General features: G+C 57.9%; 18 protein-coding genes, 1 tRNA gene and 2 rRNA genes (1 of these 21 only partly in view). 10 read left to right on the top strand and 11 right to left on the bottom strand.

What is annotated here, in order from left to right:
- The 6 genes from MWU38_RS04055 to MWU38_RS04030 all read left to right on the top strand — a co-directional run.
- A 23S ribosomal RNA gene (locus MWU38_RS04055) occupies positions 1-1,433 on the top strand (it extends 1,364 nt beyond the left edge of the window).
- A 119-nt stretch (positions 1,434-1,552) separates the two neighbouring features.
- Positions 1,553-1,667 (top strand): 5S ribosomal RNA (gene rrf / locus MWU38_RS04050).
- A 115-nt stretch (positions 1,668-1,782) separates the two neighbouring features.
- Positions 1,783-1,859: transfer RNA gene (locus tag MWU38_RS04045), tRNA-Met, on the top strand.
- Positions 1,860-2,125: 266 nt separating this feature from the next.
- The gene (locus MWU38_RS04040; RefSeq protein WP_247270545.1) at positions 2,126-3,535 is read left to right on the top strand and encodes a phospholipase D-like domain-containing protein; all 1,410 of its coding nucleotides are present in this window, start codon (positions 2,126-2,128) and stop codon (positions 3,533-3,535) included.
- 133 nt (positions 3,536-3,668) lie between these two features.
- A complete protein-coding gene (locus tag MWU38_RS04035; RefSeq protein WP_247270544.1) occupies positions 3,669-4,988 on the top strand; it encodes an MFS transporter in 1,320 nt (439 codons plus the stop codon).
- Positions 4,989-5,090: 102 nt separating this feature from the next.
- A complete protein-coding gene (locus tag MWU38_RS04030) occupies positions 5,091-5,435 on the top strand; it encodes a hypothetical protein (RefSeq protein WP_247270543.1) in 345 nt (114 codons plus the stop codon).
- Between the two features lie 81 nt (positions 5,436-5,516).
- Here the strand turns inward: MWU38_RS04030 and MWU38_RS04025 are convergent, their stop codons facing one another.
- Both MWU38_RS04025 and MWU38_RS04020 read right to left on the bottom strand, forming a co-directional pair.
- A complete protein-coding gene (locus MWU38_RS04025; protein ID WP_247270542.1) occupies positions 5,517-6,236 on the bottom strand; it encodes a hypothetical protein in 720 nt (239 codons plus the stop codon).
- Positions 6,233-6,742: an RNA polymerase sigma factor gene (locus MWU38_RS04020; RefSeq protein ID WP_247270541.1), complete on the bottom strand. Its 510-nt coding sequence runs from the start codon at positions 6,740-6,742 to the stop codon at positions 6,233-6,235. The genes MWU38_RS04025 and MWU38_RS04020 overlap by 4 nt, the downstream gene beginning before the upstream one ends.
- A 125-nt stretch (positions 6,743-6,867) precedes the next feature.
- Between MWU38_RS04020 and MWU38_RS04015 the strand changes: the two genes are divergently transcribed.
- The 4 genes from MWU38_RS04015 to MWU38_RS04000 all read left to right on the top strand — a co-directional run bounded on the left by MWU38_RS04015 (position 6,868) and on the right by MWU38_RS04000 (position 11,113).
- Positions 6,868-8,064 (top strand): S8 family serine peptidase, encoded by a 1,197-nt coding sequence (locus MWU38_RS04015; protein ID WP_247270540.1) that lies wholly within the window; start codon positions 6,868-6,870, stop codon positions 8,062-8,064.
- A gap of 104 nt (positions 8,065-8,168) precedes the next feature.
- The gene (locus tag MWU38_RS04010) at positions 8,169-9,098 is read left to right on the top strand and encodes a hypothetical protein (protein WP_247270539.1); all 930 of its coding nucleotides are present in this window, start codon (positions 8,169-8,171) and stop codon (positions 9,096-9,098) included.
- 245 nt (positions 9,099-9,343) lie between these two features.
- Positions 9,344-10,195 carry a mechanosensitive ion channel family protein gene (locus MWU38_RS04005; RefSeq protein WP_247270538.1) on the top strand — a complete coding sequence of 284 codons (852 nt, stop codon included), beginning with the start codon at positions 9,344-9,346 and terminating at the stop codon, positions 10,193-10,195.
- 102 nt (positions 10,196-10,297) lie between these two features.
- Positions 10,298-11,113, top strand: a complete 816-nt coding sequence (locus MWU38_RS04000) for a formate/nitrite transporter family protein (RefSeq protein WP_247270537.1) — start codon at positions 10,298-10,300, stop codon at positions 11,111-11,113.
- 8 nt (positions 11,114-11,121) lie between these two features.
- Here the strand turns inward: MWU38_RS04000 and MWU38_RS03995 are convergent, their stop codons facing one another.
- The 9 genes from MWU38_RS03995 to ccoO form a co-directional block, all read right to left on the bottom strand.
- The gene (locus tag MWU38_RS03995) at positions 11,122-12,432 is read right to left on the bottom strand and encodes a radical SAM protein (protein ID WP_247270536.1); all 1,311 of its coding nucleotides are present in this window, start codon (positions 12,430-12,432) and stop codon (positions 11,122-11,124) included.
- Between the two features lie 109 nt (positions 12,433-12,541).
- A complete protein-coding gene (locus MWU38_RS03990) occupies positions 12,542-12,757 on the bottom strand; it encodes a hypothetical protein (RefSeq protein ID WP_247270535.1) in 216 nt (71 codons plus the stop codon).
- Entirely contained in the window at positions 12,754-12,906 is a 153-nt protein-coding gene (ccoS, locus tag MWU38_RS03985; protein WP_247270534.1) for a cbb3-type cytochrome oxidase assembly protein CcoS, read from the bottom strand. Before ccoS ends, MWU38_RS03990 begins: the two co-directional genes overlap by 4 nt.
- Complete coding sequence (locus tag MWU38_RS03980) at positions 12,903-15,041, bottom strand: heavy metal translocating P-type ATPase (protein ID WP_247270533.1); 2,139 nt, start codon at positions 15,039-15,041, stop codon at positions 12,903-12,905. Before MWU38_RS03980 ends, ccoS begins: the two co-directional genes overlap by 4 nt.
- Positions 15,042-15,500, bottom strand: a complete 459-nt coding sequence (locus MWU38_RS03975) for a FixH family protein (RefSeq protein ID WP_247270532.1) — start codon at positions 15,498-15,500, stop codon at positions 15,042-15,044.
- The gene (gene ccoG, locus MWU38_RS03970; protein ID WP_247270531.1) at positions 15,500-17,053 is read right to left on the bottom strand and encodes a cytochrome c oxidase accessory protein CcoG; all 1,554 of its coding nucleotides are present in this window, start codon (positions 17,051-17,053) and stop codon (positions 15,500-15,502) included. Before ccoG ends, MWU38_RS03975 begins: the two co-directional genes overlap by 1 nt.
- Entirely contained in the window at positions 17,040-17,993 is a 954-nt protein-coding gene (gene ccoP / locus MWU38_RS03965) for a cytochrome-c oxidase, cbb3-type subunit III (protein WP_247270530.1), read from the bottom strand. Before ccoP ends, ccoG begins: the two co-directional genes overlap by 14 nt.
- Complete coding sequence (locus tag MWU38_RS03960) at positions 17,986-18,147, bottom strand: cbb3-type cytochrome c oxidase subunit 3 (protein ID WP_247270529.1); 162 nt, start codon at positions 18,145-18,147, stop codon at positions 17,986-17,988. Before MWU38_RS03960 ends, ccoP begins: the two co-directional genes overlap by 8 nt.
- The gene (gene ccoO, locus MWU38_RS03955; RefSeq protein WP_247270528.1) at positions 18,144-18,923 is read right to left on the bottom strand and encodes a cytochrome-c oxidase, cbb3-type subunit II; all 780 of its coding nucleotides are present in this window, start codon (positions 18,921-18,923) and stop codon (positions 18,144-18,146) included. The genes MWU38_RS03960 and ccoO overlap by 4 nt, the downstream gene beginning before the upstream one ends.
- Positions 18,924-18,931 lie beyond the last annotated feature (8 nt).

Genomic DNA, 18,931 nt, shown 5'->3' with positions numbered 1-18,931 from the left:
CGGAGCAGGGTTAGCCGGCCCCTAAGACGAGCCCGAAGGGGGTAGTCGATGGGAACCACGTAAATATTCGTGGGCTTGGAGGTGTGTGACGGTTTGCGGAAGTAGTGTGTCCTTATTGGATTGGGCATGCTGCCAAGTAGATCCAGGAAATAGCCCCTCCGTATAAACCGTACCCGAAACCGACACAGGTGGTCAGGTAGAGTATACCAAGGCGCTTGAGAGAAGTATCCTGAAGGAACTCGGCAAATTGCCTCCGTACCTTCGGAAGAAGGAGGCCCTGAATCGAGGCAACTCTTTTCAGGGGGCACAGGCCAGGGGGTAGCGACTGTTTAGCAAAAACACAGGACTCTGCTAAGTCGGCTTCAAGACGACGTATAGGGTCTGACGCCTGCCCGGTGCTTGAAGGTTAAGAGGAGGAGTGCAAGCTCCGAATTGAAGCCCAAGTAAACGGCGGCCGTAACTATAACGGTCCTAAGGTAGCGAAATTCCTTGTCGGGTAAGTTCCGACCTGCACGAATGGCGTAACGACTTCCCCACTGTCTCCAGGATATGCTCAGCGAAATTGAATTCTCCGTGAAGATGCGGAGTACCCGCGGTTAGACGGAAAGACCCCGTGCACCTTTACTGCAGCTTTAGAGTGGCATTAGGAAAGAACTGTGTAGAATAGGTGGGAGGCTTTGAAACTTGGGCGCCAGTCCAAGTGGAGCCAACCTGTGAAATACCACCCTGTTGTTTTCTGATGTCTAACCTAGGTCCGTTATCCGGACCAGGGACCCTCTATGGCGGGTAGTTTGACTGGGGCGGTCGCCTCCTAAAGAGTAACGGAGGCGCGCGATGGTATGCTCAGGCCGGTTGGAAACCGGCTGCGAGAGTGCAATGGCATAAGCATGCCTGACTGCGAGACCGACAGGTCGAGCAGAGACGAAAGTCGGTCATAGTGATCCGGTGGTCCCTCGTGGAAGGGCCATCGCTCAACGGATAAAAGGTACGCCGGGGATAACAGGCTGATACTGCCCAAGAGCTCATATCGACGGCAGTGTTTGGCACCTCGATGTCGGCTCATCACATCCTGGGGCTGGAGCAGGTCCCAAGGGTTTGGCTGTTCGCCAATTAAAGTGGTACGTGAGCTGGGTTCAGAACGTCGCGAGACAGTTTGGTCCCTATCTGCCGTGGGCGTCGATACTTGAAAGGAGTTGCCCCTAGTACGAGAGGACCGGGGTGAACATACCTCTGGTGTATCTGTCATTCCGCCAGGAGTGCCGCAGAGTAGCTATGTATGGACGGGATAACCGCTGAAAGCATCTAAGCGGGAAGCCTCCCTTGAGATTAGGTATTTTAGAACCGTCAGAGACCATGACGTTGATAGGCCAGGTGTGGAAGCGCAGTAATGTGTGGAGCTAACTGGTACTAATGTTTTATTCGTGCTTGAGAATTCGCACTGTCAATGACAGGCCTGCTTACAGCAGGGCTCGTCTTGCGGTGGAGAAATACTCCAGCCAGACGTTCACTACGAAACATCGATTTATAACCCGCACATCCACAAGCTTCATTGCTTGGTGGTCCTAGCGACTGTGACCCACCCGATCCCATCTCGAACTCGGCCGTGAAACCAGTTAGCGCCGATGGTACTGTGTCTTAAGGCACGGGAGAGTAGGTCGCCGCCAGGCATTGCAGCTTGTGGAAGTGCAGGAAATAACCCATTCACTGTCAAAGGGCTTGCCTTCGGGTCGAGCCCTTTTGGCGTCTCTATGGGCTGCGTGTCCTGACGCCTAAGCTAGGTAGCGCGGGATGGAGCAGTCCGGTAGCTCGTCAGGCTCATAACCTGAAGGTCGTTGGTTCAAATCCAACTCCCGCAACCAGCATCACATTGAAAATCCATTACAAAATAGCCTCGCTGTTAGCAGCGGGGCTTTTTGTCGTTTGAGCCAGTCATTGCGCGCTCTTGAATGAGGTTGTACCCACCCCTGTTATATGATGCCGAACCTCTTGAAATGCCGCTATATGCAAGCCGGCCATAATCATTTTACCGGCCACCGGTTACCAAGGCGCAAGCCAATTCGAAGGACACCCAACGTGCCCCCTCTCGCGCTTCCTGAGTTCAACTCAAACCCCGGAGAGCTACGCTATGGAGCCAAATGATCTCCTGCGCCCTGGCGAGAATTGCTGGAAATCAGAGAATGCCGAGCGCGCGAGCCTTCTGATCGATGGTGAAGAGTATTTTCGCGCCGTTCGCAACGCTATGATGCAAGCGCGCTCGCGCATTATCATGCAGAGCTGGGATCTGGATACCCGTGTAGAGATGCACGACACCCAAGGCGAAGTGACAGGACCGCTTGCCTTGGGGCCCTTCATTGAATGGTTGGTCAAGCGTAATCCGGGCCTGCACATATATATACTGCGCTGGGATATCGGCTCGATTAAGACGCTTGGCCGCGGACTTACCTTTTGGACCCTGCTGCGCTGGATATTTCACCCGCGCATCCACCTCAAGCTCGACCGGCATCACCCGGCTATGGCATCGGCCCATGGCAAGGTGATCAGCATTGATCAGGGCACGGCTTTTTGTGGCGGGATTGATGTAACCGAGCGGCGTTGGGACACGCGCGAGCATTGCGATCATAACCCACGCCGTGCTCCACCTGGCGGCGATGATTATGGCCCGTGGCACGATGCTTCGATGATTGTGCAAGGCCCGGTTGCGCGCGCGCTTTCCGAATATTCGGAGAAGCGATGGAAAAGCGCGGGCGGACGCGACATGGTCCCGCCGCACCCCACTGCACATAGCTGGCCCGATTATCTGGAACCACAGTTTCGTGATGTCGAAGTCGCGATCGCGCGCAGCCAACCGGAGATGAGTGATCAGGTCGAGGTGCGCGAGATCGAGCGCCTGTTTCTTGACATGATCGCGAGCGCAAAGCGCTGGATCTACGCTGAAAGCCAATACTTTGCTTCAAGTGCGATTGCAGATGCCATCGAGGAGCGCTTGTCCAGTGACGATTGCCCGGAAATCGTTCTTCTCAATCCTGTTACGGCTGATGGTCCGATCGAAAGCGCGATAATGCAGCCCCAGCGCGCGGTCTTGCTCGAAAAATTGAAAGAGCATCCAAACGCCGAGCGTCTTCAAGTCTATCACCCGATCACGGCGCAAGGTAAAGAGATATACTGCCACGCCAAGATAATGATCGCCGATGACGATATGCTTCGCATCGGTTCTGCCAATCTCAACAACCGCTCTATGGGCCTTGATACCGAATGCGATCTTGCGCTGTGCTCCAAAGGCGATGAGGCGATGCAATCTCGCATCGCCGAAGTGCGCGCAGATTTGCTTGGTGAACATCTATCACAGCCGGTAGAGGCCATCTTATCGCGGCTTGATGAGACAGGTTCGCTCATCGATGTAATCGAGCATTTTTCGAGCATTGCCAAGGACGCTGGGAAGAAAAGACTGCGCCCCTATCGCTTTCCCGACCACGGTCCGGTGGCGCGCATGATTGGCGAATCCAACCTTATGGATCCTGATACCGGGGGCAAGTGATGCGCACCCGATGCGCATCGGTCATGAAATATCGCGCCAGGCAACCCTTCGGGCAGGAACCCACACCACTTTTCAAGCATTTGAGTACGATCACAGGCATATTCTGTTGCCTCGAATACGATTGGCTCAATGCATGACGAAATCCAACGAGTGGCTCAATCCCGCTTTTGAAGCGATCGCGATTGACGATGAGGGCCGCGCGTGTGCGGATATCCCGGACAGCGCGTGCAAGGACGAGGCTGGCAACTTCTTCGCGCATGTTAGTGCGCTCACACTATCGAAAAGCTCCGATGCACTTGTCGATCCCAAGCTGGTCCTGAGCTGGCTGATGACGGCGCTGGGCGCTCCGGCTGCGCTTGTCGGTTTGCTGGTTCCGATCCGCGAAGCGGGGGCTTTGTTGCCGCAAATGTTCACTGCAGCGAAGTTGCGAGAATTGCCCAAGCGCAAATGGGCCTGGACCGCCGGGGCGGTGGTCCAAGGGCTGTCTGCTTTGGCTATTGGTGCATCAGCGGTTTTTCTTACCGGTTATCAGGCGGGGCTTGCTATCCTGGCGGCTCTCACCGTTCTTTCCCTCGCGCGCAGCGTGTGTTCGGTCTGCTATAAAGATGTGCTCGGCAAGACAGTCGACAAATCGCGCCGGGGGCACGCGACCGGTCTTGCGGGCAGCCTTTCAGCGATCGCCGCGATCGGCTTTGCCGCGACCTTGTATTTCAGCAATTTCGAGCGTTTTGACATTGTGGTGGCAGCGCTTTTCGTGGCGGGAGTTGTCTGGATAGCAGCAGGGCTCGTGTTCACGTCACTTTCCGAACAAGCCGGCGCGACCCAAGGCGGGGCAAATGCGTTCAAATCGGCAATGGATAATCTCAGTTACTTCAAGACTGAACCGCAGCTAAGGTCGTTCATTGCAACGCGTGGTCTGCTAACGGCAACGGCCTTTGCGCCGCCATTCATGGTGGCGCTTGGCTCCGGCGATCAATCGAGCCCCGAAAACCTCGGTCTGCTGGTTTTTTCATCGGCGCTTTCGGCACTCTTGAGCAGCTTTATCTGGGGCGCCTTGTCTGACCGATCGAGCAGGAAGGTGCTTGTCCTCGCCTCAGTGATTGGCGCGGTGGCGCTTGGTGCAACGGTTGCCGCCTCGGTTCTCGGGTGGATGCAGGGTGATTTTGTCCTTCCTGTGCTGCTGTTCGTTTTGATGATTAGCTACCAAGGCGTGCGACTGGGGCGATCAACCCATTTGGTCGATATGGCGACGGAAGAAACAAGAGCCGCTTTCACCGCACTTTCCAACACTGCAATCGGGATCGTGCTGCTCGCTGGTGGGGTTTTCAGCCTGATCGCCAATTTCGCAGGGCTTGAAGTGACGCTGACCATTCTGGCGGTGATGTGCGTTCTTGCCATATGGCCTGCACTACAGCTCGATGAAGTGCAAAAGCCGAAAACCGATAAAAATTGAGGCTTGGCGAAAGTTTATTTGGATTAAAGCCGAAAGCTCGCTCGTTTCCAATCTGACGGGTCGCACTGATGCGCCGTGATCTTAGAACTTGGAGACCGACACATGAAACTCATCACCACAACCGCCGCCATCGCGCTTGCCGGACTTGCTGCTTCGGCTCAGGCGAGCATTCCCATGCTTCAGGCCGAGGCCATGGCGCGTGTAGAGGAAAAGCTCATCATCAACACCCCGATTGCCGGGATCGAGAACCGTTTCTGGTTCGACTACCGGATCGATATTACTGAGGCGCAAAAGGAGCTTCGCAGCGACCTCAATCGTGCCAGTGACCTTGAAGATATCAGCGACGCCTGGGAAGAATATGCCGACGAGCTCAAAGGGGAGCGCGAGCATTACATCGAGGAAATGGCTGAGCGCGGCTACCGCTATGTCACGGTGACGGTTGGCTGACCCGCCAATCGCTTGCCCCAAATTTGAGGGACCGGCAGCAATGCCGGTCCCTTTTTTGTCTGTGACAGCTGCGGTGCAGGTTTATTTACGCCAACCTTGTTCTCTGGCGCTCGCTTCGGCTGCTGCATCGAGCGCGCCGCTTGGGGCCATGGCCTGCGCTGCGGCCATGATGTCGCTGAGGCTTCCGGCCTGGCGGAACTCGGTCACCTGACTTTCTTGCAGTGCGAACTGCCGCTCAATTTCCCACCCTTGCGCATCGCGGCAGGCGATCCCGCCTTCGCCTTCGCTTTGATAGGCGCGGCAATATTCGCCCGCTTCGTTCTCAAAGCTCAACAGCACCCGCGTTGCCGCGTCTGCATCCTGCGTTGCGGCAAGCTGTGTGTCGAGCGCACTGGCAAGCTCTTCACCTGCATACCCTTCGAGCGGCGGCGAAGTCTGCCAAGGCTGGAAAATGGCAAGAACCAAAGAGGCCGCCAATGCGGGCCCTGCAATGGGCGCCCAGCGACGCAAGGTGGGGGCAAGCCCGCGTTTCTGGCGTTCCTTGGCAAAGCTGACGACCTCGCCGTTAGTTTTGTCCTGCGCGGCATCGCTCTTTCCACTCAGCATTGCGGCCAAATGATCGGGCACCGGCTGATCGAGGATTGGCGCATAGTGACCGGTGAGCTGCGCTTTCAGTGCGCGGTGCCCGTCAACCTTGGCGGCCAGAGCGGGATCGGCGGCAATCGCGGCTTCCACCCGTGCTTTTTCATCACCTTCAAGCTGATCATCGGCGTAGGCGGCGATTTGTTCTTCGGTGATCATGCGCTGTCTCCTGAAGGGCCGTCTCCTGCGAGCAAAGCCTGAAGTGCATCGCGCCCGCGCACGAGCCGCGAATTGAGCGTGCCGACCGGGCATCCGACAATCTCGGCGGCTTCTTTATAAGCATATCCTTCGACCATCACGAGCAGAACAGCCTCGCGCTGATCATCGGGAAGTCGCGCCATCGCGCGGTCCACCATCGAAAGCTCAACGCGCGCTTCTTGTGCTCCGTCGGCGCCGACGCCGAGGCCTGCGTCTTCGCTCACAAATGTCTCCTGCCTGCGGGTGCCCGCGCGGCCTTCATCAATGTAAATATTGCGCATGATGCGATACATCCAGCTGTCGAGGCGCGTGCCCTCCTGCCATTGATCCCGGCGGGTGAGCGCGCGCTCTATGGTCATTTGGCACAAATCATCCCCATCGCTCGGCGAACCAGCGAGCCCGATTGCAAAGCGGCGCAAGCGCGGCAGCAGATCGAGGACTTGCTGTTCGAAAGTTGGGGCTGACATAATTGCCTTGGCTATGGATGAAACGAGCCGGGTGCATCGTTTAATCCAAGCTTAAGCTGAAAAAGTGGAAAGAAACAATCATGCGCGCAAGCTTCATTGCCCTTTTTGCAAGTATTGCCCTTTGTGTGCCTGCATTCGCCCAATTGCAGGTGCCTGATGTCGGCGGGACGATCGGCAAAACCGTTGGACAGGCGACAGATGTTCTTGGCCAGGGCATTGATGGTACGCAGCAGAGCCTCAACCGCAATGTGGCACGCTTGATGCGCGCGCGGGAAAGGACGCTTTCGCGTCTTTTACGACGCAATTCCGACCGGATCGAACGTGACGCCAATGGCGATCTGGCCCGGCGCGGCGAATTGCTTGCGCTCGCGCTTGATGGTCCGGCGCGTGCTGCACTTTCTGCGGCAGGTTTTGCAGTGGGCACCAGTGAAGAAATCGAAGGGCTGGGCCTTTCCGTCACCACACTCAAGACCCCTCAAGGCATGCAGCTCGCCCAGGCGCAGGCGCTTGCCCAACGGTTGGCCCCGGGGGCTGATGTCAGCGCAGATAGCCTTCACTTTCAGTCGGGCGCTGCCCTTGTAGCGAGTTCGTCTGCGAGCGCGCCGATTGGCCGCTCTGCCGTCCCAATCGCGCTTGAAGTGGGAGTGATCGATACAGCGCCGGGTGCTCGCATTCGCGTTGCAGGAGAACGCGGCTTTGCCAGCGGCGCGCCTGCTCCTGCCGATCACGGCAGCGCAGTGGTCGGCCTGCTCAATTCTGCCGGTGTCGAAAAGATCAGGGTTGCGGATGTCTATGGCAAAGATCCGGCAGGCGGCAATGCCTTGGCGATTGCCCGCGCGCTGGGTTGGCTAACGCAGTCGGGAAGCAAAGTTGTCACCATCAGCCTGGTCGGGCCGCGCAATCCGGTGCTGGGCCGTGCGGTTGCGGCCGCGCAAGCACGCGGCGTTGTTGTCGTTGCGGCCGTTGGAAATGATGGCCCTGCCGCGCCCGTCGCTTATCCTGCCTCTTATGATGGTGTGGTTGCAGTCACCGGTGTCGATCGGCGCAACCGCGCATTAATCGAGGCGGGCCGCGCTTTTCATCTTGATTATGCGGCGCCCGCTGAGCGTGTTTACGCCTATGACCGGGGTGGCAAGATGAAGCGCTGGCGCGGCACCTCCTTTGCCACTCCGCTTGTTGCTGCGCGGATTGCAGATGCTCTGCAACACGGGCGCAATTGGCGCGTACGCAGCGATGCCGAAGCGCGCGACTTGGGTAAGCGCGGCCCGGATGAAATCTTCGGGCGCGGGCTGCTTTGTGAAGGATGCGCACAAAAGAAATGAAATTTTTTGGGGCAGGCATGGATTAAACCAAAACGCCCATCCGTTTTCCTTTCGAGCGAGCACAGGACCCCGAGCTCGCTGAGAATTTTGAAAGGAAACGCATCATGAAAAAGCTTATTCTTACAGCAAGTGCAATTGCTCTTATCCCGGCAGCGGCCAGCGCTCAGTTGCTGGGTGGTGGCGGGCTAACGGGCGGTCTCGGCGGCGGACTGGGCGGATCGCTCGGCGGTACGGTTAATTCGACGCTCGGCTCAAGCCTCGACACAACGACCCGCTCGGTTCGCAGCACAGTCGACAACACGGTTCAGGGCACGGCTTCCACCAGCGGTGACCAGTCTGTCGATGCGCGCAATGGTAGCGTGGCTGCCAACCGAAGCGCGAATGGATCGATCGCCGGTTCGACCGCAAGCCTTGCAAATCTTCCAGTTCCTGCACTCGGCAATGCGGTAAACGGTTCCGCCAATGGCCAAGCTTCGGGCAATGGCAACGCTAGCGCGCAATTGATGGGCACCGATGCGGTAACTGGTGCTATCGCGCCTGTCGCAGGGCAAGCTCAAGGGATTGCCGGTGGGGCATCTTCTACCGTCGCTGGCCAAGCAACCGGCGCAGCCAGCACGGCGCTCGCTTCCGTGCCTGTCCTGCCAAGCGCCCCGACCCCCGGTCTCCCGGGCCTTGGTTCGGTGACCGGTTCAGCAAGCGGCTCTGGCTCGGCTGAAGGTAATGGCGCTGCCTCACTCACTTCGGCACCACTTGCCGTTGCAGGCAGCGCAGCGTCTGCTGCTCAGGGTGCCGGAACGGTTGCTCCGGGTATGCCGGTGACGACACCCGAAGGCGCATCGCTCGGGCAAGTTGACCAGATTGTCGCTAATGGCCGCGGCGAAGTTCAGCAGGTTGTGGTGACGCAGGGCAATGTAACACGCACGCTACCGGCCGGTATGTTCAGCGCCAGCGGCGATGCCCTGATCGCGGGTAATGCCGCAGGTTCAGCCAGCGCCTCGAGCCCTGCTCCGACCCAAAACGAGGGAACCGAGTAACCCCCCGCGAAAGCCGAGGGCGGCGTTAAGCACGCCTTCGGATCACCGCACACCCCACGCCAGCCGGCTGCCGCTATCGGCTGGTGCGGCGTTCCCCCAGGACCGGTGCTCTTTCAGGAGGACCGGTCCTTTCTCGTGGTTATTGCCCCTTGAGGTCCTGGTCGGTGGGGCAAGGCACCCTTGCCAATATTGGAACAATCACGCTCGCCAGCCATTTGTAAGATAAACGAGGAGCCTTTCGATTCATGATCAACACGCTGACAGATCAAATTAATTCCATAGTCGAAGGCACGGTGGCCTTGCTGCCGGCACTCGGCGTTGCAGCTGTTATCTTGGTGATCACATGGATCGTTGCGAAATTCGGCAATTCGATCACGCACAAGCTCACCGGAAAGACCGATCTCAAGCCATCGCTGAGAAATCTTGCAGAGGTTTCTGTGCGCCTCGGCATCTGGATCGCCGGTACGCTTCTGGCCGCGATGGTTGTCTTCCCCAATTTCAGTCCTGCCGGAGTAATCGCGGGGCTCGGCATCGGTGCGGTTGCCATTGGTTTTGCGTTTCAGGATTTCTTCGAGAATTTTCTGTCAGGTGTGATGATCATGTTGCGCGATAACATGCAGGTCGGCGATGTGATCAAGGCGGATGGCATCTACGGCAAAGTGCAATTCATCAGCCTTCGCGAAACCCACATCCGTGCTTTTTCCGGTGAGCTTCACGTGGTCCCGAATTCGATGCTGTTCAAGAACCCGGTCGAAGTCGAAACCGCAGAAGACGAGCGTCGTTTCGAAGTGATCGTCGGCGTCTCTTACGATACTGATCTTGACGAAGCGGATAAAGTCATTCGCGCCGCGGTCGAAAAGGTCGACCTTGTGAATACCGACAAACCTATTCAGGTGTTGGCAGATACGTTCAACTCAAGCTCGGTCGATTTCCGTGTCCGCTGGTGGGCATCAGCCTATCGCCCCGAGGCCGTAATCAATCGTGACAAGGTTATCCGTTCTATCAAACGCTCGCTTGATGATGCCGGGATTGAAATTCCATTCCCATACGTCACCCACACTTTCAAAGAGAAGGTGCCGCTCAAAGAAGCGGAATAAGATCGAGCATCTGGCAAACTATAATTGACGCGCGCGGGCGGTTCGGTTTTGACTGGGCCGCCCGCCGATCATTTGCCATCAGATTAGGACGCAGGAACAGATATGTCTGACCATGACAAGACGAAGACGGCATCGGAAAACTGCGCTGATCAACCCCACGATGCACCGACCTCGCCAGAGATCTACATGGAGATCGTCCATGAGGGGATCGAGGAAATGGGTCGCCCATCGGTCTCGCTCTTCTGGTCAGCAATCGCAGCCGGGCTGCTGGTCAGTTTTTCATTGATTGTGAAGGCCGCGCTATACGCTGAAACAGGTGATCTTCCGTTCGGGCACGCGATTGATAGTCTGGGCTATACCATCGGGTTCATCCTTGTAATCTTTTGCCGGTTGCAGCTGTTCACTGAAAACACAATTACTCCGGTTTTGCCGACCATTAGCAATCCCAGCTCCACAAATATCTGGAACACAGTGCGCGTATGGGGAATTAGCCTCGTCGGTAACTTTATCGGCACCGCCACCATGGCTTTGCTGTTTGCTTCGACACCGATTGTCACAGCCCACACTTTCGATGCCATGATCGCTGTAAGCGAAAAAGTCGCTGATCTGGGCTTTGGGGAATCGCTTGTAAGAGGCATGCCATCAGGTCTGCTGATTGCGGCCTTGGTGTGGATGCGGCCTAGTTCTGGCAACAGCTTCCTCGGGCTTGTTTTCCTCATCACTTATGTGATCGCGCTTGGCGATTTCACCCACGTCATCGTCGGATCGTGCGAGATTTTTCTGCTTGCCTTTGAGGGCGAGCGCCCGATTTTGGCGATGCTTGCCAACAATGTCCTCCCAACGCTGATCGGCAACGTCATCGGCGGCACGGCGCTCTTTGCGTTGCTGGCATGGGTTCAGGTGAAGGACGAATTGTAGGCGGCTGGTCAAATAGCGGAGCTGAACCGCCGCGAAGTCTCTTCGCGATAAGGATCGAAGAGGCTGGAAATTGTTCTTGCGTAAGGCAGACCTTCGGGTGTGATGGTGAGTGTCAAACCATTGAGCCGGGCAAGATCGCGCAAGAGAAATATCATCAGGCTCTCACGATGCGCGGCGAGCAGACACGGGCTTAATTCAGCGGTATTCTGGCACAGCAAACCCTTGATCACTTTGCCAATCATCTGGTCTCTTGCGCTGCGCACAATACCGTTAGTCGCGGATAAGCGCCCTTGTGAGGACACCATGCGATAGCGCCCGGAATTCTTCTCGTTCTGAACGATGAGGTCTGGGAAAACATTGATTGCCGACGAACCCAGGCCAAGCAGAACAGGCGCAGGATCGTCGGTGAAACCCTGAAAATTACGATTGAGAGTGCCATTGCGCGTTGCCACAGCCACAGGATCAAGGGGCAGTGCGAAGTGGTCAAAACCGACCGCCTGATACCCTTGGTCCGCAAGATACTCATATCCTTGACGGGCCATCGCGAAGCGCGCGTCTTTATCCGGCAAGGCGCTTTCGTCGATCACCCTCTGGCGGGCGATCAAATGCGGCACATGGGCATAACCGAATAGCGCAATCCGGTCCGCACCAAGCAGGCTTGCATATTCAAGAGTTCCGGCAAGATCCTCCTCGCTTTGATGCGGAAGGCCATACATGAGATCAAAGTTGAGTGAGGTAACACCGGCGTCGCGCAGCCAGTCGATCGTGCGGCAGATAAGGCCGTCGCCTTGCTCGCGCCCGATGGCCTTTTGACAGTGAGCAGCGAAGGTCTGGACACCAAGGCTCGCCCTTGTGATGCCAGCTTCGGCTATCGCATCCGCCCATTCGCCCGTCATGGTGCGCGGGTCGATTTCAATCGACCACTGTGTTTCGCGCAGCCAGAAGTGACGGTTGAGCGCATCGACAAGCTCGATAAATTCCGAAGGCAGGATTGCGTTGGGGCTGCCCCCGCCAAAGGCAATACGGCGCACGCTAGCCTCGCGCGGCAACAGCTTTGCCACCGTCTCAATCTGCGTGTGAAGCGCATTCAAATAGCTTTCGACCCGCTGGCGCCGACCGCTCGCCGCAGTGTTGCAGCCGCAGTAAAAGCAGATTTTTTCGCAAAACGGGATGTGGATGTAGAGTGATACATCGCCCGTGGTCTGCTCTATCCGCTTTTCCAATACGCGCGGTGGCAATTCTCGAAAATCGGCTGCCGTGGGATAGCTGGTGTAGCGCGGTACAGGCGTTTCGAGCAGGTCAGGATAATAGGGCCACATGATTCAAGATCGCTCCAAAAGGATAGTGTCCGGCATCGCCCTTGAGGCAAGATCGACGGGCGGATGCCGGACCCTGTTTATGAAGAGAGCGCCCAGTTGCGTCTTTGCGCTAGATCAATTTGGCCTTTTTGATCTTTTCGCGGCAGGTGCCTGCATGACACGCCTGCGGGTCGCAGGGGTGATCGTCTGCGGGTTCATCGCGGCCCAGCGGAATGGTGATCTGACCTCCGCTGCACAGCTCGATAAGAAGCGATTTTTCCTCGTGGGGGAGGGGGCCTGTAATCACTGGCAGAAGGGTAAGTGAGGCCAGAAGGACTTTGATCATGCCTCGTCCTCTTCATCATCGATAAGGATGCGGGTGGCGGCCCCTTCCAGATCCTCATACTGCCCTGATTTCATTGCCCAGAAGAAAGCGACAAGCCCAAGCGCGCCCATACCAAGAGCGATCGGGATCAGAAACATGAGCGTAGTCATTTGGCAGCTCCATTAAGGCGCAGGGAATTGGCGACCACGACAAGACTGCTCACCGACATGGCGATCGCAGCGATGAGCGGGGTGACATATCCAAACAGCGCAAGCGGTACGGCGAGTACATTGTAGATAATTGAAAAGCCGAAGTTTTGTCGCACAATGTGCATTGTTGCGCGCGCGGTTTTGATGGCGAGCGCAACCGGCAGAAGTTTTTCGCCAAGGAACACCGCGTCGGCGGCTTGCTTGCTCGCATCGCTAGCGGTGCCCGGTGCGATGGAAGCGTGGGCGGCTGCCAAAGCTGGACCATCGTTAAGGCCATCACCCACCATCAAAGGTTTGTGTCCTTGTGCTTTCAACTGGTCGAGGATGTCCAATTTGTCTTTGGGGCTGGCATCGCCATACCCTTCGATTGCAAGGTCGATAGCAAGCGCTTGGACACTTGCGGTGCGGTCCCCGGAGACAATGGCGGCCTCCATGTTGAGATCGCGCATCATCCGAAGCGTTTGGGCAGCATCGCTGCGAAGCGGGTCGTGAAAGGTGATGAGATGGGCCGTATCGCCAATGACGAGGGTGCTGGAAAGGCCGGCGGGCTGGCACGCTTGCGCGCCGTCTGTTGGCCGGCCCAGAGTGACGGTTTGCCCTTCCCATAGCCCGCGCATCCCTTCGCCTGCGGCTTCGGTGATCTTCGTGAGTGGTGCTGGCTCAACACCCTCGGCCCGCAACTTTTTTGCAAGCCCTTTGCTCAAAGGGTGAGCACTCGCTTGGGCCAGGGCCAGGGCGATGGATTGCTGCTCTGCGCTAAGTCCGGAAATCTGCGGTACCGGCTCGCCGACGGTCAAGGTGCCGGTTTTGTCCATCAAGGCTGTATCGCACTCGGCGAGCCGCTCCAATGCGCTGCCATCCTTGACCAGAAGCCCACGTTTGAGAAGTGCGCCCGATGCCACCACTTGCGCAGTCGGGACGGCGAGACCCATGGCGCAAGGGCAGGTGATGATGAGAACCGCAATCGCAATGACGAGCGATTGGTGCCAGCCAGCGCCTGCGATCATCCAGCCCACAAAGGCGAGCGCTGCAAGGCTGTGCACCGCGGGCGCGTAAGCGCGGCTGGCGCGGTCGGCGATACGCACATAAGAGCCGCGCGATTGCCCCGCTTCATCCATCAACCGCGAAATATCAGCAATCGCAGTGTCGTCAGCTGTAGCCGTCAGTCGCACGCGAATTGGGCTGGAGATATTGACCGCCCCTGCCAGCACATGACTTCCTGTTGCGACCGGTTCTGGCCGGCTTTCACCGGTCAGCATGGAATTGTCGATTGCGCTGGTGCCTTCGATGATCTCACCATCGGCCGCCAACGCTTCTCCTGCTGCGACAAGCGCGACCATGCCGGGTAGAAGGTCGCTGGCGGCGAGCGTGCGGGTCGAACCATCTTCGCCAAGAATTTGGGCAGATTTGCCCATCCGGCCAAGAAGCGCACCGATCCCTGCGCGGGTCTTGTCGCGCATCACGGCATCAAGCGCGCGCCCTGCGAGAAGGAAGAAGAGAAGCATCACCGCGCTTTCGAAATAGGCGTGCTCGCCGCCTGTGGCGGTTTCATACAGGCTGAGCGCGGTGGCCAGCACAACGCCGATTGAAATGGGCACGTCCATATTGGTGCGCCCGTGCTTTAACGCCATGAGCGCGGAGGCAAAAAAGGGCCGCCCGGAATAGGCGATGACGGGGAGGGCAATGAGAGCAGAGAGCCAGTGGAAAAGCTCCCGCGTAGCCCCTTGTGCGCCCGACCATATACTGACCGACAGAAGCATGATGTTCATCATGCCAAATCCCGCAACGCCAAGCGCACGAACAAGCTTGGTGCGCTCTTTATCGTCGCTGCCCAGTGGGTTCTCTTCAACCGCTTGCGCTTCAAACCCGAGTTGCCCAAGCGCGCGGGTGAGGGACGCTTCGTCCACGCTTGGGTCGTGCTCAATGGCCACCCGCTTGGCCGAGAAATTGACCCTCGCGCTGGCGACACCGTCCACTTTCACAAGCTCGCGTTCGATCTTTGCGATGCAGCCAGCGCATTTGATGCCGGGCACGGTAAAACGTGTGGAGTTCAGCGCCTGCGCGGTCTGCCGGGAAAGGGCGTTGGGGGCGTTCACTTAAAGCTCGCTCTCGCTCATCCAGACATCTTCGCCCGAGGTGATGGTAAGGCGCATGGTCCAGCGGCCAGCATCGACGGGCGTTTTCGAGACAAATGTGCCATTGCGATCGGGCACGAATGACAGGCTCGCAAAGGCGTGTTCGCCGATCGGACGGCGCAGCTTGGCGCTGACTTGCGCTCCTTCGGGCACGCCCTTTGTGGTGATGGTCACGAACCCTGTAGCATCGCGTTCAGCCGAGGCTCTCCACCCGAGCGCCTCGGACGCTTCGGCAGCTTCGAGCCAGCCGTTGAACTTCTGGCTTGCTACATAGGAGTTCTTGACAACCACCCCGTGAAAGCCACCCACGGCAAGGCTCGCCATGTAAAAATTGACCGCCGCAACAATGCCAAAGCCTGCGATAAAGATCATCGCGACGCGCCGTCCGGTCAGCCGTTGCCTGATTAGTTTCGTCGCCATTATTCCGCTCCTGGCAGGGTAAAAATCGTCTCTTCGACATCACGCTCGCGCTGTTCGTCGAGTGAGGTCAGTTCGAAAGAGAAAGCGTCGGTTGTGGTGCCTGCGGGCACGCTCACATAGGTGCGCACAATCCGCGTTTGGTCGGCGGGCACCAGGATTGTCTGGGTTGGCGCCGCCGCCTCGCGCCCGATCCGGTCGGTCCACATGACAGACCCTTCGGGAAGCCCCACGAGCGCTACTTGCATATCGCGCGGGCGCGCTTCCATATTGCGCAGGCGCAGCGTGAAGGCATTTCGCACCGAGCCGTCTTTCATCAGCATGAAAGGCGGATTGCGTTCAGGCGACACGGTAAGATCGGTGTGGGTGCGCGTGCCAAGCGAGAACAGCAAACCAGCGCCAATTGCTGCCCAGACCCCGAAATAGATGAAGGTGCGCGGGCGAAGAAGGGCCTTGTAGGCAGGTTGAGCGGGAGCGCCCGCCGCCTCTGCCTCGCATTGGTCGAGGGTAGCATAATCGATCAAGCCGCGCGGGCGGCCCACATCTTTCATGATCCGGTCACAGGCATCAATGCACAATCCGCAAGTGATGCAGCCGATTTGCTGGCCTTCGCGAATGTCGATCCCGGTGGGGCACACCGACACACATTCGCGGCAATCGATGCAGTCGCCGTATTTTGCAGGGTTTTTCTTTGCTTTTTTAAGGCTCCCGCGCTCTTCCCCGCGCCAATCCTTGTAGGTGACGATCAACGATTTTTCATCAAGCATCGCCCCTTGGATGCGCGGCCACGGGCACATGTAAATGCAAACCTGCTCACGCATGAACCCGCCCAGCCAGAAGGTGGTGCCGGTAAGAACCGCCACCGTCATATAGGCAACAGGGTCAGCGTTCAGGGTGAAAAAGTCGCGAAACAAAGTGGGCGCATCGGCAAAGTAGAGGATCCACGCCCCGCCTGTGACCATTGCGATCAGAAGATAGATAGTCCATTTGCCGCCGCGCCGGGCGATCTTCGACGCGGTCCAAGGTGCCTTGTCGAGCCGCATTCGGGCATTGCGGTCACCATCGATGAAACGGTCGACGTGCTGGAAAAGATCGGTCCACACCGTTTGCGGACAGGCATAGCCGCACCATGCGCGGCCTACAGCTGAAGTGACGAGGAACAAACCAATCCCGGCCATGATGAGCAGGCCCGCCACGAAGTAAAATTCATGCGGCCAAATCTCGATGTCGAACATGTAAAAGCGGCGGTTGGCAAGATCGATGAGCACCGCCTGATCGGGTGCGTATGGACCCCGGTCCCACCTGATCCACGGGGTCACGTAATAGATCGCCAGGGTCACGATCATAATCGCCCATTTGAACCGGCGAAACGGTCCGTCGATCCTCTTGTTGTGGACCTGTTTGCGCGCTTCGTAGAGCTTGGGCGACGGCTGCGATGGGGCGTGACGCTGTGTTGCGGCGAGGGGCTCTGCCTCGCTGGCATTCAACGCTCCGCCCCAGTCGCGGCCCACCGGCTTGTTATCGCCGGTCTTTTCGAGATTGTCAGGAGTTGTCATTCTCTGCGCTTCCTGACACCGCGGCTACGTCGTCGGCTTCGAGATCCGGCGCGACTTCATCATTTGCCTCGCCTGCATATTCACCGCCACCGCGAGAGTGCACATAGGCAGCCAGCATCTTGATTGTTACAGGATCAAGCTTGTCGCTCCACCCTGGCATCACACCGTGGCGCGGCGCTTTGATCTGTTGGCGAATGCTCGCCTCGCTGTCGCCATAGAGCCAGATCGCATCATTCAAGGCTGGCGCGCCCTGAATGCGGTCGCCTGAACCACTCGAATTGTGGCAAGCGGCGCAATTTGTCTCAAACAGTTCAGCACCTGCCGCGCTTCCCGGACCAGTGCCGCTGAGCGATTTGACGTGTGCTACCAACGCATCAATCTGACCTTGGTCGAAAATCTCGCCAAAGGCGGGCATGTAGCTCAACCGGGTCTCGTCCGAGCCTTCCCAGCGAATACCGTGGGTCAGGGTGTATTGGATGGCTTCAAGGTCGCCGCCCCAAATCCAGTCATCATCATTTAGGTTGGGATAGCCAAATTGTTCATAGCCCGCCGCACCCGCGCCGTGGCATTGGACGCAGTGTTGCTTGAATGCCGATGCACCGCCAGAAATGGCCTGCCCCAAAAGTTCGGGATCGGCTGGTAACTTGGTGATGTCGGTTGCGGCGATCCGTTCAAAGGTGCTTTGACGCGCCAGGTCGGCTGCCGACAATTCTTCAGCCAGTTCGCCGCGCGAAGACCAGCCGAGGACGCCGTCGGTCGCTTTCTCAACCATTGGCCAGGCCGGGTAAAGGACGACATAGACGGCCGCCCAGGCAATCGTTGCGTAAAATGTCCAGAGCCACCAGCGCGGCAGCGGAGTGTTGAGTTCTTCAATACCGTCCCACTCATGGCCGACAAGTTCGGTGCCGGTGGGTTCGTCGATCCGGGTTTTATCAGACATCTTGGTCCTCCTCGAAGATCGAGTTTTTGGCCTGTTCGACCCTGGCTTTGGAATTCGGGAGGAAGCTCCACCCGCAAAGCACAAGGTAGAGCGCGAAGATCACCACGAGGCCGTAGCTGTCAGCGAGGTGACGCAAGGTTTCATAAAGGGTCATCGGCCCGTCTCCTCCGCAAGTTCCGCTTGGGCGGCAGCACTGTCGACATCGACCAGCGTGCCAAGCATTTGAAGGTAAGCAACAAGCGCATCCATCTCGGTCACACGGGCCGGATCGCCGTCGTAATCGCGGATTTGTGATTTGGGATAGCGCTCCTGAAGATCGCCGGCATCAAGGTCCGGATTGGCCTGCGCATACATGTCATTTTCCGCCATCTCGATGTCGATCGCGGTGTAGGGCACGCCCACGCGCTGCAAGGCGGTGAGATTGGCGGAAATGTCGGCAATCTGAAGCTTGGTGTCCGCCAGGAAGCTGTAGCTTGGCATAATGCTCTGCGGCACCACGCTTTGCGGGTCCTTCAAGTGCTGGACGTGCCACTCATCCGAATACCGTCCACCCACCCGTGCAAGGTCCGGCCCGGTGCGTTTCGAACCCCACTGGAAGGGGTGGTCGAACATGCTTTCGGCCGCCAGCGAATAGTGGCCGTAACGCTCCACCTCGTCGCGGAACGGGCGGATCATCTGACTGTGACAAGTGTAGCACCCTTCGCGGATATAGATGTCACGGCCCGCTTGCTCCAGCGGGGTGTAGGGCCGCATCCCGTCTACTTCCTCGATCGTGTTGTCGATCCAGAAAAGTGGTGCGATTTCGACGATGCCGCCGATGGCGACTGTCACGAGCGTGGCCGCGGCCAGCAGTGTGACGTTTTTCTCGAGCCTTTTGTGGCCTTCGAATGCGCCCTGGTCGGGAGCGTTGTCTGGTGAGGTCGTGCTCATAGGTTAAG

The sequence above is a fragment of the Qipengyuania sp. S6317L1 genome, from assembly GCF_023015615.1.
In the GTDB taxonomy this organism is placed as follows: domain Bacteria; phylum Pseudomonadota; class Alphaproteobacteria; order Sphingomonadales; family Sphingomonadaceae; genus Erythrobacter.
Note: the sequence above shows the minus strand (reverse complement) of the source record. Positions and strands in the feature narration are given on the sequence as shown.

Bases quoted from the DNA above. Each gene is read 5' to 3' on its own strand.
- MWU38_RS04025 (WP_247270542.1), bottom strand. From the start codon at position 6,236: ATGATCACCGAAGAACAAATCGCCGCCTACGCCGATGATCAGCTTGAA.
- MWU38_RS04005 (WP_247270538.1), top strand. From the start codon at position 9,344: ATGATCAACACGCTGACAGATCAAATTAATTCCATAGTCGAAGGCACG.
- ccoS (WP_247270534.1), bottom strand. From the start codon at position 12,906: ATGACTACGCTCATGTTTCTGATCCCGATCGCTCTTGGTATGGGCGCG.
- ccoG (WP_247270531.1), bottom strand. From the start codon at position 17,053: ATGACAACTCCTGACAATCTCGAAAAGACCGGCGATAACAAGCCGGTG.
- MWU38_RS03995 (WP_247270536.1), bottom strand. From the start codon at position 12,432: ATGTGGCCCTATTATCCTGACCTGCTCGAAACGCCTGTACCGCGCTAC.
- MWU38_RS04040 (WP_247270545.1), top strand. From the start codon at position 2,126: ATGGAGCCAAATGATCTCCTGCGCCCTGGCGAGAATTGCTGGAAATCA.
- MWU38_RS04030 (WP_247270543.1), top strand. From the start codon at position 5,091: ATGAAACTCATCACCACAACCGCCGCCATCGCGCTTGCCGGACTTGCT.
- MWU38_RS03975 (WP_247270532.1), bottom strand. From the start codon at position 15,500: ATGGCGACGAAACTAATCAGGCAACGGCTGACCGGACGGCGCGTCGCG.
- ccoO (WP_247270528.1), bottom strand. From the start codon at position 18,923: ATGAGCACGACCTCACCAGACAACGCTCCCGACCAGGGCGCATTCGAA.
- ccoP (WP_247270530.1), bottom strand. From the start codon at position 17,993: ATGTCTGATAAAACCCGGATCGACGAACCCACCGGCACCGAACTTGTC.
- MWU38_RS04035 (WP_247270544.1), top strand. From the start codon at position 3,669: ATGACGAAATCCAACGAGTGGCTCAATCCCGCTTTTGAAGCGATCGCG.
- MWU38_RS03960 (WP_247270529.1), bottom strand. From the start codon at position 18,147: ATGACCCTTTATGAAACCTTGCGTCACCTCGCTGACAGCTACGGCCTC.
- MWU38_RS04000 (WP_247270537.1), top strand. From the start codon at position 10,298: ATGTCTGACCATGACAAGACGAAGACGGCATCGGAAAACTGCGCTGAT.
- MWU38_RS04010 (WP_247270539.1), top strand. From the start codon at position 8,169: ATGAAAAAGCTTATTCTTACAGCAAGTGCAATTGCTCTTATCCCGGCA.
- MWU38_RS03990 (WP_247270535.1), bottom strand. From the start codon at position 12,757: ATGATCAAAGTCCTTCTGGCCTCACTTACCCTTCTGCCAGTGATTACA.
- MWU38_RS04020 (WP_247270541.1), bottom strand. From the start codon at position 6,742: ATGTCAGCCCCAACTTTCGAACAGCAAGTCCTCGATCTGCTGCCGCGC.